This window comes from Streptomyces sp. NPDC058145 (assembly GCF_042884245.1).
Classification (GTDB): domain Bacteria; phylum Actinomycetota; class Actinomycetes; order Streptomycetales; family Streptomycetaceae; genus Streptomyces.
Genome location: NZ_JBHVUH010000013.1, coordinates 292788 through 312539 on the forward strand (window position 1 = coordinate 292788; position 19752 = coordinate 312539).

16 protein-coding genes and 1 tRNA gene are annotated in these 19752 nt (G+C 70.5%); 2 read left to right on the plus strand and 15 right to left on the minus strand.

Annotation, left to right across the window (positions count from 1 at the left end):
- Positions 1 to 59 precede the first annotated feature (59 nt).
- From glyA to ACFVVO_RS28845, 15 genes are all read right to left on the minus strand, one after another.
- Entirely contained in the window at positions 60 to 1298 is a 1239-nt protein-coding gene (gene glyA, locus ACFVVO_RS28775; RefSeq protein ID WP_390058692.1) for a serine hydroxymethyltransferase, read from the minus strand.
- A gap of 111 nt (positions 1299 to 1409) precedes the next feature.
- Entirely contained in the window at positions 1410 to 2087 is a 678-nt protein-coding gene (locus ACFVVO_RS28780; RefSeq protein ID WP_390058693.1) for a protein-tyrosine-phosphatase, read from the minus strand.
- Entirely contained in the window at positions 2084 to 2731 is a 648-nt protein-coding gene (locus tag ACFVVO_RS28785) for an L-threonylcarbamoyladenylate synthase (protein WP_250400766.1), read from the minus strand. Before ACFVVO_RS28785 ends, ACFVVO_RS28780 begins: the two co-directional genes overlap by 4 nt.
- Positions 2732 to 2783: 52 nt before the next feature.
- Entirely contained in the window at positions 2784 to 3623 is an 840-nt protein-coding gene (gene prmC, locus ACFVVO_RS28790) for a peptide chain release factor N(5)-glutamine methyltransferase (RefSeq protein WP_390058738.1), read from the minus strand.
- Positions 3624 to 3696: 73 nt separating this feature from the next.
- Positions 3697 to 4764, minus strand: a complete 1068-nt coding sequence (gene prfA, locus ACFVVO_RS28795) for a peptide chain release factor 1 (protein WP_390058695.1) — start codon at positions 4762 to 4764, stop codon at positions 3697 to 3699.
- A 107-nt stretch (positions 4765 to 4871) separates the two neighbouring features.
- The gene (gene rpmE, locus ACFVVO_RS28800; protein WP_161291551.1) at positions 4872 to 5093 is read right to left on the minus strand and encodes a 50S ribosomal protein L31; all 222 of its coding nucleotides are present in this window, start codon (positions 5091 to 5093) and stop codon (positions 4872 to 4874) included.
- Between the two features lie 219 nt (positions 5094 to 5312).
- Positions 5313 to 6449 (minus strand): LCP family protein, encoded by a 1137-nt coding sequence (locus tag ACFVVO_RS28805; protein ID WP_390058696.1) that lies wholly within the window; start codon positions 6447 to 6449, stop codon positions 5313 to 5315.
- Positions 6450 to 6646: 197 nt separating this feature from the next.
- Entirely contained in the window at positions 6647 to 8368 is a 1722-nt protein-coding gene (locus ACFVVO_RS28810; RefSeq protein ID WP_390058740.1) for a trypsin-like serine protease, read from the minus strand.
- Positions 8369 to 8596: 228 nt separating this feature from the next.
- Entirely contained in the window at positions 8597 to 10633 is a 2037-nt protein-coding gene (gene rho, locus ACFVVO_RS28815; RefSeq protein ID WP_390058697.1) for a transcription termination factor Rho, read from the minus strand.
- A gap of 405 nt (positions 10634 to 11038) precedes the next feature.
- Positions 11039 to 11956 carry a homoserine kinase gene (gene thrB, locus ACFVVO_RS28820; protein ID WP_390058698.1) on the minus strand — a complete coding sequence of 306 codons (918 nt, stop codon included), beginning with the start codon at positions 11954 to 11956 and terminating at the stop codon, positions 11039 to 11041.
- Between the two features lie 311 nt (positions 11957 to 12267).
- On the minus strand, positions 12268 to 13326 hold the full coding sequence (gene thrC / locus ACFVVO_RS28825; protein WP_390058700.1) for a threonine synthase: 1059 nt from the start codon (positions 13324 to 13326) through the stop codon (positions 12268 to 12270).
- A gap of 6 nt (positions 13327 to 13332) precedes the next feature.
- Positions 13333 to 14625 carry a homoserine dehydrogenase gene (locus ACFVVO_RS28830; protein WP_390058701.1) on the minus strand — a complete coding sequence of 431 codons (1293 nt, stop codon included), beginning with the start codon at positions 14623 to 14625 and terminating at the stop codon, positions 13333 to 13335.
- Positions 14626 to 14858: 233 nt separating this feature from the next.
- Positions 14859 to 16250, minus strand: a complete 1392-nt coding sequence (gene lysA / locus ACFVVO_RS28835) for a diaminopimelate decarboxylase (protein ID WP_390058702.1) — start codon at positions 16248 to 16250, stop codon at positions 14859 to 14861.
- Between the two features lie 49 nt (positions 16251 to 16299).
- A complete protein-coding gene (nrtL, locus tag ACFVVO_RS28840) occupies positions 16300 to 17274 on the minus strand; it encodes an ArgS-related anticodon-binding protein NrtL (protein WP_390058704.1) in 975 nt (324 codons plus the stop codon).
- Between the two features lie 118 nt (positions 17275 to 17392).
- Positions 17393 to 17926, minus strand: coding sequence for a response regulator (locus ACFVVO_RS28845; protein WP_390058741.1), 534 nt, complete (start codon positions 17924 to 17926; stop codon positions 17393 to 17395).
- Positions 17927 to 18077: 151 nt separating this feature from the next.
- On the opposite strand from ACFVVO_RS28845, the gene ACFVVO_RS28850 reads away from it, so the two are divergent.
- Together ACFVVO_RS28850 and ACFVVO_RS28855 are read left to right on the plus strand one after the other, a co-directional pair.
- A tRNA-Arg gene (locus tag ACFVVO_RS28850) sits at positions 18078 to 18149 on the plus strand.
- Between the two features lie 949 nt (positions 18150 to 19098).
- Positions 19099 to 19752 carry a hypothetical protein gene (locus ACFVVO_RS28855; protein ID WP_390058706.1) on the plus strand — a complete coding sequence of 218 codons (654 nt, stop codon included), beginning with the start codon at positions 19099 to 19101 and terminating at the stop codon, positions 19750 to 19752.

Sequence of the window (19752 nt, forward strand, 5' to 3'; positions counted from 1 at the left end):
ACGGGTGGCTGTGTGCCACCGCGCGCGTCCGGGTGCACGCACTTTTCGCCTACCCCTGTTCACCCCGGATACGGCGGGAATCCGCCGGTCAGCTCACGCACCTCGGCCCGCGTCGCGGCCGGCTCCGCCTCGCCCCGCAGGGTGGTGGCCATGAGCGCGGCGATCCGGACCATCTCGGATTCTCCCATGCCCTGCGTCGTCACCGCGGCCGTGCCCAGGCGCAGCCCGCGGCCGTCACCGTGGGGAAGGACACAGCAGTCCAGCACGATCCCGGCGGCCGCGAGCCGCCCGCGCGCGGTGCGCCCGTCCACACCGAGCGGGGCCGGATCGGCGGTGATCATGTGGGTGTCGGTGCCGCCGGTGATCACATGGAGCCCCTCGGCGGTCAGATGGCCGGCCAGCACCGTCGCGTTGGCGACCACCTGGTGCGCGTAGGCGCCGAAGGCAGGGGTCGCCGCCTCCCCGAAGGCGACGGCCTTGGCGGCGATGGTGTGCATCTGCGCGCCGCCCTGGGTGAAGGGGAACACGGCCCGGTCCACCCGCTCGGCCAGCTCGGCCCCGCACAGGATCATCCCGCCGCGCGGGCCGCGCAGCACCTTGTGCGTGGTGGCGCAGACGATGTCCGCGTAGGGCACCGGGCTGGGTGCCGCTCCCCCGGCGACCAGGCCGATCGGGTGCGCGGCGTCGGCGATCAGATACGCCCCCACCTCGTCGGCGACGTCCCGGAAGAAGGCGTAGTCGAGGTGGCGGGGATAGGCGATGGAGCCGCAGACGATGGCCTTGGGGCGGTGGTTGCGGGCCAGGTGGCGGACCTGGTCGCGGTCGATGAGCCCGGTCTCGGCGTCGACGCCGTAGCCGACGAAGTCGAACCAGCGGCCGGAGAAGTTCGCGGGCGAGCCATGGGTGAGATGGCCGCCGTAGGGCAGCCCCAGGGCCAGGACGGTGTCGCCGGGGCGCAGCAGGGCGGCGTAGGCGGCCAGAACGGCCGAGGAGCCCGAGTGGGACTGCACATTGGCGTGCTCGGCGCCGAACAGCGCCGTGGCCCGCTCGACGGCCAGGCGTTCGGCGACGTCGACGATCTCGCAGCCGCCGTGGTACCGGGCACCGGGATAGCCCTCGGCGTACTTGTTGGCGAGCGGTGAGCCCAGGGCGGCCAGCACGGCCGGGGAGGTGAAGTTCTCGGCGGCGATGAGCTGAAGCGTCGTCGCCTGCCGGTCCAGCTCTCCGAGCAGGATGTCGGCGAGCTCGGGATCCTGGTCCCGCAGTACATCGGTCTCGAGGGTGCGGGTGACCGACATGGCGGGCTCCGGGCGGTCGACGGTGACGTGAGTCCAATGTAGGCCCGCGATGTCCGGTACGCGCGGGTTGCCCCGCCCTCCGCGCCCGCGGGTCGGGGCCGCCCGCCCGCGTCACGCGCGGGCGGGGACCCCGGTCAGAGCGGTCACCACGGGATCGAGCGCCTCGTGTATCTCGTCGCCGACCGAGCGGAAGAAGGTCAGCGGCGCCCCGTACGGGTCGTACACCTCGTCCGCCTCCGCGGTCGGCGCCAGCAGCCAGCCGCGCAGCGCGGCCGCCGCGCGCACCAGGGCGCGCGCACGCGCCACCACGCCGTCCTCCAGCGGAGGCAGCGTGGCGGGGTCTATGGCGCGCACCAGGCGGGTGAACTCCTTCAAAGTGAAGGTGCGCAGGCCCGCCGAGTGGCCCATGGAGATGACCTGGGCGCGGTGGTCGCGGGTGGCCGTGAGGACGAGGTCGGCCATGATGACGTGCTCGTCCAGCAGCTCCCGGCCGGTGAACCCGGAGGCGTCGGCGCCGAACTCGGCCAGCACGGTCTCCGCGTTGGCCTCCATGGGCGCGCCTTCGTGACCCCAGGTTCCGGCGCTCTCCACGATCAGCCCGCCGCCGAGCACACCGAGCCGCTCCGTCACGAAATGACGGGTCAGCCGCTCGGTGATCGGTGAGCGGCACACGTTGCCGGTGCTGACGTGGAGGATGCGGAAGCAGTCACGCGGAAGCCCGACGAACGTCGTCGTGATCTCCGCGGCGCTCTCCCTGCCTATGCCACGCCCCGCGTCAGGGGCCGTCAATTCGCCACCTCGAGGTCGGGTACGACCTTCCGCAGCTCCTCCGGGGAGAGCGCGCCCTCCCGCAGCAGCACCGGCACCTCGCCGGTGACGTCCACGATGGACGACGGCACGTTGCCGGGCGTCGGGCCGCCGTCGAGGTAGACGGAGACGGAGTCGCCGAGCATCCGCTGGGCGGCGTCGCAGTCCTCCGGCGCCGGGTGACCGGTGAGGTTGGCCGAGGTCACGGCCATCGGGCCGACCTCGGTGAGCAGCTCGATGGCGACCGGGTGCAGCGGCATGCGCACGGCCACCGTGCCGCGGGTGTCGCCCAGGTCCCACTGCAGGGACGGCTGGTGCCGGGCGACGAGCGTGAGGGCGCCCGGCCAGAAGGCGTCCACCAGCTCCCAGGCCAGCTCGGAGAAGTCCGTCACGAGGCCGTGCAGGGTGTTCGGGGAGCCGATCAGGACGGGGGTGGGCATGTTGCGGCCCCGGCCCTTGGCGGCCAGCACGTCGGCGACCGCCTCCGCGGAGAACGCGTCGGCGCCGATGCCGTAGACCGTGTCGGTCGGCAGCACCACGAGCTCGCCCCGGCGGACGGCGGACGCGGCCTCGCGCAGACCCGTCACACGGTCGGTCGCGTCGTTGGTGTCGTATCGCCGTGCCATGTCTAGCGAGCCTCCTCATGCGGGTACTGCGAGCTGGAAGTCGTCGGGGTGCTCACGGCAGCGCCTTGCGGGCGGTCGCGAACCGGGGGCGGTTGTTGAGGTCCGGGTGGTCGGCCGCGTCGGCCCAGCCCCGCTCCTCGGTGAAGATCCAGGGCACCTGGCCGCCCTGGGTGTCGGCGTGCTCGATGACGACGACCCCGCCGGGCCGCAGCAGCCGGTGCGCGGTGCGCTCGATGCCGCGGATGAGGTCGAGGCCGTCCTCGCCGGAGAACAACGCCATCCCCGGGTCGTAGTCACGGGCCTCGGGCGCGACGTACTCCCACTCGGTGAGCGGGATGTACGGCGGGTTGGAGACGACCAGGTCGACCTGGCCGTCGAGGTCCGGGAAGGCGGACAGGGCGTCGCCCTGGCGCAGGTCGACCCTGGACCCCTCGACGTTCTTGCGGGTCCACTGGAGCGCTTCCTCGCTCAGCTCCACGGCGTGCACGCGCGAGCGCGGCACCTCCTGGGCGAGCGCGAGCGCGATGGCGCCGGAGCCGGTGCACAGGTCGACGATGCAGGGCTCGACCACGTCCATGGCGCGCACGGCGTCTATGGCCCAGCCGACCACGGACTCGGTCTCCGGCCGGGGCACGAACACACCCGGCCCGACCTGGAGCTCCAGGTACCGGAAGTAGGCCCGCCCGGTGATGTGCTGCAGCGGCTCGCGCTGCTCACGCCGGGCGATGACCTCCCAGTAGCGGGCGTCGAAGTCGGAGTCCTTCACGGAGTGCAGCTGGCCACGCTTCACGCCGTGCACGAACGCGGCGAGCTCCTCCGCGTCGGTACGCGGCGAGGGCACGCCGGCGTCGGCCAGCCGCTGGGTGGCCTGGGCCACCTCGGCGAGCAGCAGACTGCGGGGGCTTGGGGGTCGCCCCCCAGTTGGTGACTGCACGCAAGTCCTCCGTGTAACTCGTACGCGCCTCTTACGCGGCCGCCAGCTTCGCCGCCGAGTCGGCGTCGACGCAGGCCTGGATCAGCGCGGCGAGGTCGCCGTCCAGGACCTGGTCCAGGTTGTACGCCTTGAAGCCGACTCGGTGGTCCGAGATGCGGTTCTCCGGGAAGTTGTAGGTGCGGATCTTCTCTGAACGGTCGACGGTGCGGACCTGGCTGCGGCGGGCGTCGGCCGCCTCCCGCTCCGCCTCCTCCTGCGCCGCCGCGAGCAGCCGGGAGCGCAGGATACGCAGCGCCTGCTCCTTGTTCTGCAGCTGGCTCTTCTCGTTCTGGCAGGAGGCGACGACTCCGGTCGGCAGGTGCGTGATGCGCACCGCGGAGTCGGTGGTGTTGACCGACTGGCCGCCGGGCCCGGAGGACCGGTAGACGTCGATCCGCAGGTCGTTCTGGTTGATCTCGACGTCGACCTCCTCGGCCTCGGGGGTCACGAGGACACCGGCGGCGGAGGTGTGGATGCGGCCCTGCGACTCGGTGGCCGGCACGCGCTGCACCCGGTGCACGCCGCCCTCGTACTTCAGCCGGGCCCACACGCCCTGACCGGGTTCGATCTGCCCGCGGGCCTTCACCGCGACCTGGACGTCCTTGTAACCGCCCAGCTCGGACTCGGTGGCGTCGATGATCTCGGTCTTCCAGCCGATCCGCTCGGCGTAGCGCAGGTACATGCGCAGCAGGTCACCTGCGAACAGCGCGGACTCGTCGCCGCCGGCGCCGGCCTTGATCTCCAGGATGACGTCCTTGTCGTCACTGGGGTCGCGCGGGACGAGCAGCAGGCGCAGCTTCTCGGTCAGCTCCTCGCGCTGCTTCTCGAGATCCTTGGCCTCGGCGGCGAAGTCGGGGTCGTCGGCGGCGAATTCCCGCGCGGTCTCGATGTCGTCGCCGTTCTGCTTCCAGGAGCGGTACGTGGCGACGATCGGGGTGAGCTCGGCGTAGCGCTTGTTCAGCTTGCGCGCGTTGGCCTGGTCGGCGTGGACCGACGGGTCGGCGAGCTTCTTCTCCAGGTCGGCGTGCTCGGCGACGAGTTCATCGACGGCCTCGAACATCTTTCGGCTCCTGATACGGCGGTGAGGGCAGGGCGGGCGACCAAAAACGCCGGTCCCGGGCACGCCCCGCTAGAGGACGCGACCGTGGACCGGCGATTTGGGGCTCGCTACTTCTTGGAGCCGGCGGCCTTGCCGAAGCGGGCCTCGAAGCGGGCCACACGGCCACCGGTGTCGAGGATCTTCTGCTTACCCGTGTAGAACGGGTGGCACTCGGAGCAGACCTCGGCCCGGATGGCGCCGGACTCGATGGTGCTGCGGGTGGTGAACGACGCGCCACAGGTGCAGCTGACCTGCGTCTCGACGTACTCGGGGTGGATGTCGCGCTTCAAGGTGTCTCCTAGGTTTCGGGAGGGCGCCGGGTCGCAGCCGCGGGATGCGAGAGCGTGAACCGGAGCCGACGTACCAGTCTGCCAGGACTGGCGCCATCCCCCAAAACCGGGGGGCGGGACCTTCTATTCCCCGGGCGTTTCCCGGCGGCTTTCCGGAGCCGCTTGCGGGAACCCCAGGGACTGGGGCCGGCCGGCTGCGGGGTCGGCCGGGTGCGGGGGTCAGCCGCTGACGACGCCCTTGGCCTCGCCCGCCGCCGTGCCCTTCGTGGCCGACGCGGGAATGGGCCTGTCGTTCTCCAGGGCCTTCCAGATCAGCTCGGCCTTGGCCTTCTGCAGGAGGACCCGGTTGGGGTTGGCCGGGTCGTACTGGACCGGCATCGTGACCATCCTCATGTGGGAGGAGCCGATGCCCTTCAGGCCGCCCGCGAAGTCCGCGAGGGAGGTGACCGAGCCGAGGTCGGAGTCGGTGGTGACGGCCTTGGTGGCGGTGTCGGCGAGGTCGTACAGCTCCTTGGGGTTGCTGAGCACGCCGACGTGCTCGACCTGGTCGAGCAGCGCCTTGACGAAGGACTGCTGGAGCTGGATGCGGCCCAGGTCGGAGCCGTCGCCGACGCCGTGCCGGGTGCGGACCAGGGCGAGCGCCCGCTGACCGTCGAGGGTGTGGGTGCCGGCCTTGAGGTTCAGGTGGCTCTGCGGGTCGGCGATGGCCTTGGTCGTGGTGACCGGGACCCCGCCGAGGTCGTCGATGAGCTTCTGGAAGCCGGCGAAGTCGACCTCCAGATAGTGGTCCATGCGGATCCCGCTGAGGGACTCGACCGTCTTCACGGCACAGGCGGCGCCGCCGGTGGAGTAGGCGGAGTTGAACATCACGCCGGACGCGGCCGGGTGGCTGCCGCCCTTGGTGTCGGTGCAGGCGGGGCGGTCGATGAGGGTGTCGCGCGGGACGGAGACCACGCTGGCCTTCTTGTGCCCCTTGTACACGTGGACGATCATCGCGGTGTCGGAGCGGGCGCTGCCGTCGTCCGTGCCGCCGCCCAGCTTCCGGTTCTTCCCCGAGCGGGTGTCCGAGCCGAGCACCAGGATGTTCTCGGAACCGTTGTCGATCTTCGTGGGCCGCTCGTCGCCGAGGGCCTGGTTGATGTCGACGCTCTTCAGGTTGCCGTTGAGCTTGAAGTAGACGTACCCGAAACCCGTACCGCCCAGCACGACCACGCCGGCGGCCGCCCATGCGGTGGCGAGCAGGGCCTTGCGACGCTTGCTGGGGGCGGCCTTGCGGCGGCGGCCCCCGCCTCGCTGCTGCGGGCCGGTGGTGACCGGCTCCGTTATGCCGGGCTCCGGCGTGCTCTCGGCGGACACGTCACTCCTAGGTCTCGTCCTGTCGGTTACCCCCTGCTTTCAGGGTCAGGCGCGGTCGTCACCGCTCCATCGTCGCTCTGCCTGGTCAGACGGAGAAACTCGGCACAGGGTTGCACAGCGCACGGTGCCCACCGCGTGCGGCGACGGGCACCGTGCGTGACCGCGTGGTCCTCGGTGAGCCATGCTCACCTGCGGTTTCAGCCCCAGAGGTCGTAGGCCTGGAAGCCGGTGCCGACCGAGACCCTTGTGGCAAAGATCTCGCTTGTGCCCTTTCCGGTGCCCTTGTACAGGTACAGGGTTCCGCCGGGGGTGCGGGCCAGGAAGTCGGCCTTGCCGTCGCCGCTCACGTCGCCGACCGCGTCGAAGGCGTTGTAGCCGGTCCAGCCGCTGCGCACCTTGACCCGGGTGGAGAAGGCGCCGGAGCCGGACTTGCCGGTGCCCTTGTACAGGTACAGGTCGCCGTTGCTCGACTTGCGGGCGAGCAGGTCGGCCTTGCCGTCGCCGTTGAAGTCCCCGTGGCCGCGCACCGAGTTGTACTGGTCCCAGCCGGTGCTCACCTTCACCTTGGAGGCGAAGGTCCCGTTGCCCTTGCCCGCGTACAGCCACAGCGTGCCGCCCGAGTCGACGGAGACCACGTCGGGCAGATAGTCGCCGGTGACGTCGCCCGGGATGATGATCCGGGTGCGGGTCTTCCAGCCGGTGAAGATCTTCGTCTCGGTCCAGCTACCGCTGGTGCGGGCGCTGTTGAGGACGAAGTGCTCCCAGTACACGTCGCCGGTGGAGCTGACCCGGTAGACGACGTCCTGGTAGCCGTCCCGGTTCAGGTCGGCCTGGAGTGCGAGGTTGACCCCGCCCCAGTCGCCCCAGGAGATGCGGGAGCCGAAGGACGTGCCCTTGGAGTCCTTCTCGTAGCCGGTCTTCGTGGACGAGGCGCGCACGAAGAGGTCGGCCTTGTTGTCCTTGTAGCTCAGGTTGCTGTCGTCGATCTGGGGGTAGGCCGAGCCGACGTAGGCGCCGACCTTGGTGAAGACGCTGTAGTAGCCCTTCTTCACGCAGTCCGTGACGCCCCAGGAGACCACTCCGACGATCCGGCCGCCCACCACGAGCGGGCCACCGGAGTCGCCGTTGCACGTCGCGCTGGTACCGGTGTCGCTTCCGCTCTGGGTGCCCGCGCAGACCATGTGCCCCGCGACGAAGGCCGTGTCGTAGGCGCCGGCGCAGGCGCTGTCGGAGTGCAGGGTCAGCGCGGTCGTCCTCAGCGTCTGCGAGATGTCCTGGCTGGTGGAGCTGGTGCGGCCCCAGCCGTACACCTTGGCGCTGGTGCCGGTGACGTAGGACGCGGTGTCGCCGGAGGTGACCATGCGGATCGGCGTGGCCTTGACCGGGACGCCCAGGGTGAGCACCCCGAGGTCGCTCTCGTACTTCCCCGTCTCTTTGTCCACCGGGTCGTACCCCGGTTGCCACCACTGACGCAGTACGCCCGTGGCCTGGCCGCCGTGCAGGTCGGTGGTGCCGCCGGCGTCGGTGGTGGGCAGCTGGTCGGTACCCGTCACGACGGCGCCGTGAGCCGCCCAGTCGTAGTTCCTGTTGTCTTCCCTGAGACAGTGCGCGGCGGTGAGGATCTTCGTCGGCGAGACGACCGAGCCGCCGCAGAAGAAGCCGACGTCGTCGCCGGTGTCGGTGGTGTTCTTGTCGTCGTAGTACCAGAGCTGGGCCATCCAGGGCGCCGAGGAGATGGTGGTCTCGCTGCCACCGATGATCTTCGGCGAGACGGCCGAGGGGCTGCTGGTCTTCGCCGGCTGCTCGGTGCCGGAGGCGCCCGCGATGCGCTTCTCCAGCGTGGCCTGGGACGGCTGGGCGACGGCGGGGGCGGTGCCGGGCTTCGGCAGCGCGGTGGCCGCACCGGCGGAGGCCGTCATCAGCGCGGCGGTCACGGCGGCGGCGACACCGGCCGCGGCAAGGGGGACGGCAAGACGTATCCGGCGTCTGTGCCGCCCGGGCTCGGGCGTGGGCAAGGCGGTTCCCCCCAGGGAGAGATGTGGTGAGTGGGACGCGTGATGCGCTCCCCTACCTCTCAGCGCCAAAAGGCCGCCCCCCGTCACGTGGTGACGGGGGGCGGCCTTCGTTTCCTACCCAGTACCTACCGGTCAGTCGCCGTTGCCGGGCGTCGGCGTCGTCTTCTGGATCTGCATGAGGAACTCGCCGTTCGACTTCGTCTGCTTCATCTTGTCGAGAAGCAGCTCGATCGCCTGCTGCTGGTCGAGCGCGTGCAGCACCCGGCGCAGCTTCCAGGTGACCGCGAGCTCGTCGTTGCCGAGCAGGATCTCTTCCTTGCGGGTGCCGGACGCGTCCACGTCCACCGCCGGGAAGATGCGCTTGTCGGCGAGCTTGCGGTCGAGCTTGAGCTCGGCGTTGCCGGTGCCCTTGAACTCCTCGAAGATCACCTCGTCCATGCGGGACCCGGTGTCCACCAGGGCGGTGGCGAGGATGGTGAGCGAGCCGCCGTCCTCGATGTTGCGGGCCGCACCGAAGAAGCGCTTCGGCGGGTACAGGGCCGTCGAGTCGACACCACCGGACAGGATGCGGCCGGAGGCCGGGGCGGCGAGGTTGTACGCACGGCCCAGACGCGTGATCGAGTCGAGCAGCACAACGACGTCGTGACCCAGCTCCACCAGACGCTTGGCGCGCTCGATGGCGAGCTCGGCGACCGTGGTGTGGTCCTCGGCCGGACGGTCGAAGGTCGAGGAGATGACCTCGCCCTTGACCGACCGCTGCATGTCGGTGACCTCTTCCGGACGCTCGTCGACCAGGACGACCATCAGGTGGCACTCGGGGTTGTTGTGCGTGATCGCGTTGGCGATCGCCTGCATGATCATGGTCTTGCCGGTCTTCGGCGGGGCCACGATCAGACCGCGCTGGCCCTTACCGATCGGCGACACGAGGTCGATGATGCGGGTGGTCAGCACGCCCGGGTCCGTCTCCAGACGGAGGCGGTCCTGCGGGTACAGCGGGGTCAGCTTGTTGAACTCCGGGCGGCCACGGCCGTGTTCGGGCGCCATGCCGTTGACGGAGTCGAGGCGGACCAGCGCGTTGAACTTCTCGCGGCGCTCGCCCTCCTTCGGCTGGCGGACCGCGCCGGTGATGTGGTCACCCTTGCGCAGGCCGTTCTTGCGGACCTGGGCGAGGGAGACGTACACGTCGTTCGGGCCGGGCAGGTAGCCGGAGGTCCGGATGAAGGCGTAGTTGTCGAGGATGTCCAGGATGCCCGCGACGGGGATCAGGACGTCGTCCTCGGCGACCTGCGGCTCGGCGATGTCGTCGCGGCCACGGCGGCCACGGCGGTCGCGGTAGCGGCCGCGACGGCCACGGCGGCCACCCTCGAAGTCGTCGTCGTCCTGCGGGCCGCTGCTGCGGTCCTGCCGGCCGCCCTGCTGCTGGCCCTGCTGCTGACGGTCCTGACGACCGCCGCCCTGCTGGTCGTCGCCCTTGCCCCGGCGGTCGCGGTCACGACCGCGCTCGCGGCGGTCACGACGGCCACGGCCCTCGCCGTCACCGGCGTCGCCACGGGCCTCGCCCTGCTGCTGCGCGGCCGTCTCGCCCTTGGACTCACCCTTCGCCTCGGCGGCGACGCTCTCGGCGCCGGCGGCCGGGCTGCCCGCCTCGGCGGTGGCACGACGGCGACGCCGCTCGGCCGGGGCCTCGTCTCCGCCACGCTCGGCCTCGCTCGCGCGGGCGGCGCCACCGGCCGGCTGACCGGGGATCTCGATCTGCTGCTGGGCCACGGCCTTCTCGGCGGGAGCCTCGGCCGCCTTGTCCGCCTTCTTCTCGGCGGCGTCCTCACCGGTACGGGCCTTGGAGGTGGCCCGGCGCTTGGGCTTGGTCTCGGTGGCCGCCTCCGCCTTGGGAGCGGCGCCCCCTCCCCCAGAGCCCGAAAGGGCCTGGGAGGTGCCCCCAGCCTGGGCCTCCTTGATGACCTCGATCAGCTGGCTCTTGCGCATACGCGCGGTGCCCCTGATGCCGAGGCCGGATGCGACCTGCTGCAGCTCGGCCAGCACCATGCCCTCGAGGCCGGTACCGCGGCGCCGCCGGGAGCCGGCACCGCTGGCAGGCGCGGAGGCGTCCGTGGCGGGCGCGGCAGCGGTCTCCTCGACACGTGCGCCCATCAGATCGGTGGTGTCGCTCACGAAGGGTCCTTCCCTGGAGCGGACGTCGGCCTGTCTGGCTCGGCGACCGGTTGTGCTGTCCGGCTACGGTCCTGTCTTCGATGAACCGTGCCGGGGCGGTGGTCCGCCAAAGCGGCGGAAAGAGAATTTCTGGTGATGGCGCTTCCGCGAGCCGTGGCATCCAGTGTCACGTGGCGTGGTAGCACCGATTCCGGAGCGTGCCCGACGTCCCGCTCAGTGTCCGCGTACGTCGTACTGCCCAGGTACGGCGCACGAGACACGGAGTGGTGTGGGAGGCTCCCGGAAGGATGTCTGTCCCGGACGGGGACACGAAGCACCTCGCCATGGTGGGGTCGGGTGCAGACTTGAGGTTAACACTACCGGATCCAACAAACATTCCCCCTCTCCAAATCCGGCAACCGTGTCTCAGGTCGCAAGCGGCAGCACGCTCGCGCCCTGGACATCGAGGTCCAGCCGGTTGGCGGCCCAGCCCGCACCCGCGAGGTGGGACACCTTGTCGGCGCTGTCGGTGTCGGCCAGCGCCATGACGGTGGGTCCGGCGCCGGAGATGACGGCCGGGATCCCGTCGGCCCGCAACCGCTCCACCAGCGCGACACTCTCCGGCATGGCCGGGGCGCGGTACTCCTGGTGCAGACGGTCCTCGGTGGCGGGCAGCAGCAGTTCGGGGCGCCTGGTGAGGGCCTCGACGAGCAGGGCGGCGCGGCCCGCGTTGACGGCGGCGTCGACATGCGGCACGGTGCGCGGCAGCAGGCCGCGCGCGGTCTCGGTGAGCACCGGCTTCCCCGGCACGAAAACCACCGGAACGATGGAATCGTCGGGCTCCATCCTGATGGCCCGGGCGGCGCCGGCCTCCATCCAGGACAGGGTGAAACCGCCGAGCAGACAGGCGGCCACGTTGTCGGGGTGGCCCTCGATCTCGGTGGCCAGCTCGAGCACCGCCGCGTCGTCGAGCCGGGCCTCGCCGCCTATGGTCACCGCGCGGGCGGCGACGACGCCGGCGCAGATGGCGGCGGAGGAGGAGCCGAGGCCACGGCCGTGCGGGATGCGGTTGGCGCAGACGATCTCCAGGCCGCGGGGCTGTCCGCCCAGCAGGTCGAAGGCGGTGCGCAGGGAGCGGACGAGCAGGTGGCTCTCGTCCCGGGGCAGGGTCTCGCTGCCCTCACCCGCGATGTCGATGTGCAGACCGGAGTCGGCCACCCGGACGACGACGTCGTCGTAGAGCCCCAGCGCGAGGCCCAGGGCGTCGAAGCCCGGGCCGAGGTTGGCGCTGGTGGCGGGGACGCGCACCCGGACGGCGGCGGCGCGGAAGGCTGGACCGGCCATCGCTCGAAGACTCTCCTTGAGCTGCGTGAGTGTCGAAGGACATCCGATGGAGTCGAATGCCGCTCGATCGGTTCGATGAACATTCGATGACGTACGAAGACCCGTCGGGTCGCGGAGACGACGCGGCCCGTGCCCACACGCGGGGGCATATGCGGTAGGCGGGTTCAGTACAGCCTATCGAAGGAAGGTTCCGCGGCGACATAGGGCGCACAGGAGGCGCACGATGCGTGTCGTGGACCTCCCGTGCACCCTGCCGCGGGTCGCCCCGGCGGGGCGGGGTTCGCGAGCCCGGTCTCCCGGGCCGCGGGCGCTCAGGCCAGGCCGAGGCGCTCCGCCGCGGTGGCCGCGTCGACCGGGACCGTGACCGGCTGCGGCGCGCCGGCGACGGCCCAGTCCGGGTCCTTCAGCCCGTTGCCGGTGACGGTGCACACGATGCGCTGCCCCGGGTCCACCTTGCCCTGCTCGGCGGCCTTGAGCAGACCGGCCACCGAGGCGGCGGAGGCGGGCTCCACGAAGACACCCTCCTGTGCGGCCAACAGCCGGTAGGCGCGCAGGATTTCACGGTCCGTCACCTCGTCGATGGCACCGCCGGACTCGTCGCGGGCGGCGAGGGCGTAGTGCCAGGAGGCGGGGTTGCCGATACGGATCGCGGTGGCGATGGTCGACGGGTCCTTGACGACCTCGCCGCGCACGATCGGCGCACTGCCGGAGGCCTGGAAGCCCCACATGCGCGGGGTCCGGGCGGAGACGCCGTCGGCGGCGTACTCCTTGTAGCCCTTCCAGTAGGCGGTGATGTTGCCCGCGTTGCCGACCGGCAGGACGTGGATGTCGGGGGCGTCGCCGAGCATGTCCACGATCTCGAAGGCGGCCGTCTTCTGCCCCTCGATACGCACCGGGTTGACCGAATTGACCAGCGCCACCGGGTAGTTCTCGCTCAGACTGCGGGCGAGCGTGAGGCAGTCGTCGAAGTTTCCGTCGACCTGGAGGATCTTGGCGCCGTGCACCAGGGCCTGGCCCATCTTGCCGAGGGCGATCTTGCCCTGCGGCACGAGGACGGCCGAGACCATCCCGGCCCGCACCCCGTAGGCGGCGGCCGAGGCGGAGGTGTTGCCGGTGGAGGCGCAGATGACCGCCTTCGCGCCCTCCTCCTTGGCCTTGGAGATGGCCATGGTCATGCCGCGGTCCTTGAAGGATCCGGTGGGGTTGGCCCCCTCCACCTTCAGGTGGACCTCACAGCCCGTGCGCTCGGAGAGCACCTGCGCGGGCACGAGGGGAGTGCCGCCCTCGCGGAGCGTCACGACCGGCGTGGTGTCGGATACCGGCAGCCTGTCCCGGTACTCCTCGATGATTCCGCGCCACTGGTGAGTCATTGCTGGTTACTCTCCTTCAACCCGCATGATGCTGGCGACACCCCGCACGGTGTCGAGCTTGCGCAGCGCCTCGACGGTCCCGGTCAGGGAGGCGTCGGACGCGCGGTGGGTGACGACGACGAGGGAGGCCTCGCCGTCCTTGCCCTGCTGGCGAACCGTATCGATCGACACCCCGTGCTCGGCGAACACGGTCGCGACCTGGGCCAGTACACCCGGCTTGTCCGCGACGTCGAGGCTGATGTGGTAGCGCGTGACGACCTCGCCCATGGGCGAGACCCGCAGGGCCGCGTACGCCGACTCACCGGGCCCCGTTGCGCCGTTGAGCCGGTTGCGGCAGACGGCGACCAGGTCGCCGAGCACGGCGGAGGCGGTCGGGGAACCGCCGGCGCCGGGGCCGTAGAACATGAGCTGCCCGGAGGCGTCGGACTCCACGAAGACCGCGTTGTAGGCGCCGCGCACGGAGGCGAGCGGGTGGCTCAGCGGGATCATCGCGGGATGCACCCGCGCGGTCACCGAGCCGCCGTCGGCGGCCCGCTCGCAGATGGCGAGCAGCTTGATCGTGCAGCCCATCTCCGAGGCCGAACGGAAGTCGGCGGCGGTGACCTCGCTCATGCCCTCGCGGTAGACGTCGTCGAGCCGCACCCGGGTGTGGAAGGCGATACCGGCCAGGATGGCGGCCTTGGCGGCGGCGTCGAACCCCTCGACGTCGGCGGTCGGGTCGGCCTCCGCGTATCCGAGCGCGGTGGCCTCGTCCAGCGCCTCCTGGTACCCGGCGCCGGTGGAGCCCATCTTGTCGAGGATGAAGTTGGTCGTGCCGTTGACGATGCCGAGCACCCGGTTGACCTTGTCACCGGCGAGGGACTCGCGCAGCGGCCGGATCAGCGGGATGGCACCGGCGACGGCGGCCTCGTAGTACAGGTCCCGGCCGTGCTCCTCGGCGGCGGCGTGCAGCGCGGCCCCGTCCTGGGCGAGCAGCGCCTTGTTGGCGCTGACCACGGACGCGCCGTGCTCGAAGGCGGTGGTGATGAGGCTCCGCGCGGGCTCGATGCCGCCGATGACCTCGACGACGACGTCGATGTCGCCGCGTTTGACGAGGGCGGTGGCGTCGGTGGTGACCAGGTCCGGGTCGATGCCCTCACGCACCTTGCCGGGCCGGCGCACGGCGACTCCGGCCAGTTCCACCGGGGCCCCGATCCGGGCGGCGAGGTCGTCGGCGTGCGTCGTCATGATGCGCGCCACCTCTGAGCCGACCACTCCACAGCCCAGCAGCGCCACCTTCAGCGGACGCGTACGCATCATCCGACCTCGTTTCCTCTTACCGTCTACGGTTGGACCAGTCTCACTCACCGGACGGGAGTTTCTACCCTTCGTCCGGATCGTGAGACATGTATTTCATTTTCCCGGGATGGGAAGACCGAAGATCTTCCGGCCCTTCTCCCGCGGTTCACCGACGCCCGCGGAATCAGGGGTTCCGGCACCCCGGGCTCTCCCTCCCCGCCGACGTCAGCCGCCCTCCGCGCCGTCGGCGTACGTCAGCCGACGTCGAGACGCAGCAGGTCCTCCTCCGTCTCACGCCGCACGATCACCCGAGCCTCGCCGTCCCGCACCGCGACGACGGGCGGGCGCAGCACGTGGTTGTAGTTGCTGGCCATGGACCGGCAGTAGGCACCGGTGGCGGGTACGGCGAGCAGGTCGCCCGGCGCCAGGTCGGCGGGCAGGAACGCGTCCTTGACCACGATGTCCCCGCTCTCGCAGTGCTTGCCGACGACACGGCTGAGCACGGGCTCGGCGTCACTGGCTCGCGAGACGAGGGCGACGCTGTACTCCGCGTCGTACAGCGCGGTACGGATGTTGTCGGACATCCCGCCGTCCACGGAGACGTACGTCCGCAGCCCGTCGAGCGGCTTGACGGTGCCGACCTCGTACAGCGTGAACGCCGTCGGCCCGACGATGGCACGGCCGGGCTCGACCGAGATGCGGGGCGTGCGCAGCCTGGCGGCCTCGCACTCCCGGCCGACGATCTCGGTCAGCGCCTTGGCGATCTCGTGCGGCTCGCGCGGGTCGTCGGCACTGGTGTACGCGATGCCGAGCCCGCCGCCGAGGTCGATCTCGGGCAGCTCGACCCCGTGCTCGTCCCGGATCTCCTTCAGCAGGCCGACCACCCGGTGGGCGGCGACCTCGAAGCCGGACATGTCGAAGATCTGCGAGCCGATGTGGCTGTGGATGCCGATGACCTCGAGCCCGTCGAGCTGGAGCGCCCGCCGCACCGCCTCGGCGGCCTGACCGCCCGCGAGCGGGATGCCGAACTTCTGGTCCTCGTGGGCGGTGGCGATGAACTCGTGGGTGTGCGCCTCGACCCCGACGGTGATCCGGATCTGCACCCGCTGCCGCGTGCCCAGCGACCGCGCGACGTGCGCGACCCGCACGATCTCCTGGAAGGAGTCGATCACGATCCGCCCGACCCCGGCCTCGACCGCCCGCTCGATCTCCGCCACGGACTTGTTGTTGCCGTGGAAGGCGATGCGCTCGGCGGGCATCCCGGCCGACAGCGCGGTGGCGAGCTCCCCACCGGAACACACGTCGAGATTGAGCCCCTCCTCGTTCAGCCACCGCACGACGGCCCGGGACAGGAACGCCTTCCCGGCGTAGAAGACGTCGGCGTCGGCGCCGAACGCGGTGCGCCAGGCGCGCGCCCGGGCCCGGAAGTCGGCCTCGTCGAGGATGTAGGCGGGGGTGCCGAACTCCTCGGCGAGCCGGGTCGCGGGAATCCCGCCGACGGTGAGGACACCGTCCTCGTCCCGGCCGACGGTCTGCGCCCACACCTTGGGGTCGAGGGCGTTGAGGTCGGCGGGCGGGGCGGAGTAGTGCCCCTCGGGAAGGACATCGGCGTGACGGGGCCCGGCAGGGTGGGCGGAACGGCTCATGACGTGACTCTCAGACTCTCTGTCTCTCTCCGGGCGTCCTGGGGTTGCCTCAGAGGTGTTCGGGTGCGTCGATGCCGAGCTGGGACAGGCCGCCGGCCAGCACCGTCCCGGCGGCTTCGGCGAGGGCGAGCCGGGCACGGTGGGCGGCCGAGGGTTTCTCCTCGCCGCGCGGCAGCACGGTGGGCAGAAAGGGCAGCACGGCATCGGCGACGGTGACGAGATGCCGGGCAAGACGGTCCGGGGCGCGATGGGTGGCGGCCGCGGTGAGGATGCGGGGGTGGTCGGCGAGGGCGGCGACGACCTCGCGGGCCGCCACGGGTCCGGGCTCGGCACCGAACCCGAGGCGGGCGGCATTGCGGGACAGGGCCCGGGTACGGGCGTGCGCGTACCGCACCCGGAACAGCGGATTGCCCTCCCGCTGCACCAGATGGTCGGCGGTGATCCGGGGCCGGTCGTGCTGCGCGGGATACAGCAGCGCCCACTGGGCGGCGTCGGCCCCGAGCGGCGCGGGATCCTCCGGCGCCGGCACGGGCCGCAGGTTCACCGGCTCCCCGTGCTCGACCTCGGCCCGGCCGCCCTGGGTGGCCACGATCCGCGCGACGGCGTCGGCCACGACCTCGGCCCGCACCTCGTACGGCACGCGCAACAGCACGACCTGTCCGGCGAGCGTGTCACCGTGACCGTAGGCGGCGCCGAGCCGGCGAATCTCGGTGACGAGGCCGACGGCCGTCTCACCGCTGTCGGCGAGTGTGAGGTTGAGGAACCCGGGCCCCGTGATGACGACGTCATCGATGCCGTCGGCCTCCAGGAGCCGCTTGCGCAGCACCTCAGCGACGTCCAAGGGTGGCCGTCCGGCCGCCCGAGCGAGCTGAAGGGCGACATTGGTGGCGTAGTCCCCACACCCCCCGGGCCCCGGCTCGGTCACGACAACCCGCTCGGGCACCACGTCCACACACAGCTCCCCGCTGTCCACTGCAGCACGCACCGAGTGCAACACGGTGCGGGAGAGCTCGACGGGGGTCACGGGACAAGCGTAGGGGAGGTGGGGGGTGGGTACGCGAGGCGGTTTTACGGTGCGAGACGGGAAGGGGGCGGGGGGCGCCCGGGTAGGGGGCGCCCCACCCGTTTCCCCATCACCCCATTCACCCCACTGCTACCCCCGCTCCATCACCGCCCCCGCCCTCTCCGCCACTGCCCTCGTCGCCGTCCCCCTCTTCCTCCCCCTCGCCCTCCCCGCGCCGGCCACGGCCGGGCTTCCGCTCGATCAGCTGCTTGACGAGCCGGACGAGCTCCGCGGGTTCGAAGGGCTTGGCGAGGAAGGCGTCGACACCGACGTCGAGCCCGTTCTCCACCTCGTACTGCGTGCACGCGCTGATGATGGCGAGCGGAAGATCGTGCGTACGAGGATCCGCACGCAGCCGCGCGGCGGTCCGGAGCCCGTCCAGCCGGGGCATGACGACATCGAGCGTGACGACATCGGGCTGAACCCGATGCACGACATCCAGACACTCGGCACCATCGGCCGCGGTCACGACCTCAAGCCCCTCCAGCTCGAGGTTGACCCTGATCAGCTGCCGGATGACCTTGTTGTCGTCCACAACAAGCACCCGGCCCGACGCGCCTGGCACAACTCGAGAGTAGGTCGGCACCGGCCACCGCGTCCGGCTTTTCCCCACTTCCACCCCGCGCGAGCGACACCGCCGTCCGGCCCTGACCGCCTCCGCCCAACCCACCCCCGACGCACCCCGGAAACCCGTTCCTGATCACCCCTGCGGACCTGCTAGTGTTCTACCCGTCGCCGCAAGCGAACAGCTCAGCGCCCGACACGCCCCCGTAGCTCAGGGGATAGAGCAACGGCCTCCGGAGCCGTGTGCGCAGGTTCGAATCCTGCCGGGGGCACCCAGCATGAGGTGCCCAAAGACCCCGTCACCAGCGGAAACGCTGAGGCCGGGGTCTTCGCGTATGTGCAGGCGTATGCGGCCTGGAACGACCGTATGCCGGGGTCTGTGGACGAGGCGTGGACGGGATCTTGAGGCGTCTGCCCAGGTCAGCCCCGACAAACGGCGAGGCCCCGGGACGAGTCCAGGGGCCTGAGGGTGGGTTCATCGGCGGTGCCCCGCAGTAGCCGATCTCGGTCGGCTGACCGTCGCGGTAGAGCACAGTGCAGTAGCCGCGCCTTGAGGGCAAAAAACAGTCCCCAGTAGTACTGCTCGTGTCCTGGAGCTTCAGTCGTCACTGTTGCATCGGTATCGCGCCGGCTTGCTGGGGGCCTGAACCACATCCTGTCCAAGTCACTAGCCGGCTAGACGTCCTCATCGACTTTGCAACTCTTTCGGTGTTATGGCCTACTAACCACGATGCACACCAGGTGCCATAAGTCAATAACCTTTCGGCAGGTTTCGAAGGAAACCTCTCGCGATCACCTGCGACTGCGACATCCGGCTCGTCCGCGGGTCGACGGGGAGCCGGTCGCGGCCGAGCGATTACCCAGGTCAGCCCATCTGACTGACGAAGGGGCCTGCGCATGCGCATCGCCGCGTCAGGCCAATCCTGCCGGGGGCACCCAGCATGAGGTGCCCAAAGGCCCCATCACCAGCGGAAACGCTGGGGCCGGGATCTTCGCGTATGTGCAGGCGTATGCAGCCCGGAGCGGTTGTACGTCGGGGTCTGCGGACGAGGCGTGGACGAGATCTTGGGGCGTTGTCGCAGGTGAAGCCACCCGCTGAAGCCGTACAGGCCTACCCCTCGCTATCTTCGTCCCGGTCTCAGACCATGCGGTGGATGGCGAGCATGACCGACTGGATGTCGTGCTCTCTACAGTCACAGCCAGCGGCCAGTGGGTCAGCGAATGGACAAGTTGGGGGATCTCGTGGATGTGACCACTCTTGCAGTCACGCTCATCAGCGTCGGAGGAACGCTAGGCGGAACTCTGGGTGGGGCAGTGCTCAGCCAGCGCGCTAGCAGGGACCAAGACGAGCGTGCTGATCGTGAGCGGGAACGAGACCGCCGCGAGCAGGTACTGCAAACCAAGCGCGATCTCTACGCCGATTTGAATACGACGGCGCGTGCGTACCGTGTCGCTGCCCGAGACGTCGTCCAGGCAGCCGAGCGCGGTGAAAGCAGCGACCCGGCGGTTCTCGACGCTGCCAAGGAAGCCTGGTCCGTCCAGTACTCTCACGCGCAGATGGCGCTGACGAAGGACGTCCTGGAAGTAGCCTCAAAGCTGAACAGGGCACTTGGAGTCGGGTACTCAGTCGTCAAGCAGTTGCCTAGCAGTCCTGACCACAACGAAGCTTATGAGCGGGCGAAGGCGTGGTTCAGCGGCCCGCTATCCGATGGTGTGTGGCTGCTACGGGTCACCCTGCGACATGATCTCGGCGTGGAGGTCGACCCCCACTTCGAGCAGACTCGCAGGCAGATGCTTACGGCGCTCAATAGCGCGAGGGGAAATCTTGAGCGCCTACTCGCCGCAGAGCGCACCCAGGGCGCCAGTTCACGTTGA

Excerpts from the sequence above, each read along its gene's own strand:
- glyA (WP_390058692.1), bottom strand. The coding sequence starts at position 1,298 with ATGTCGGTCACCCGCACCCTCGAGACCGATGTACTGCGGGACCAGGAT.
- lysA (WP_390058702.1), bottom strand. The coding sequence starts at position 16,250 with ATGAGCCGTTCCGCCCACCCTGCCGGGCCCCGTCACGCCGATGTCCTT.
- prfA (WP_390058695.1), bottom strand. The coding sequence starts at position 4,764 with ATGTTCGAGGCCGTCGATGAACTCGTCGCCGAGCACGCCGACCTGGAG.
- ACFVVO_RS28810 (WP_390058740.1), bottom strand. The coding sequence starts at position 8,368 with ATGACGGCCTCCGCCGGTGCGGCCACCGCGCTGCCGAAGCCCGGCACC.
- thrC (WP_390058700.1), bottom strand. The coding sequence starts at position 13,326 with ATGACTCACCAGTGGCGCGGAATCATCGAGGAGTACCGGGACAGGCTG.
- ACFVVO_RS28785 (WP_250400766.1), bottom strand. The coding sequence starts at position 2,731 with ATGGCACGGCGATACGACACCAACGACGCGACCGACCGTGTGACGGGT.
- thrB (WP_390058698.1), bottom strand. The coding sequence starts at position 11,956 with ATGGCCGGTCCAGCCTTCCGCGCCGCCGCCGTCCGGGTGCGCGTCCCC.
- ACFVVO_RS28830 (WP_390058701.1), bottom strand. The coding sequence starts at position 14,625 with ATGATGCGTACGCGTCCGCTGAAGGTGGCGCTGCTGGGCTGTGGAGTG.
- ACFVVO_RS28855 (WP_390058706.1), top strand. The coding sequence starts at position 19,099 with ATGGACAAGTTGGGGGATCTCGTGGATGTGACCACTCTTGCAGTCACG.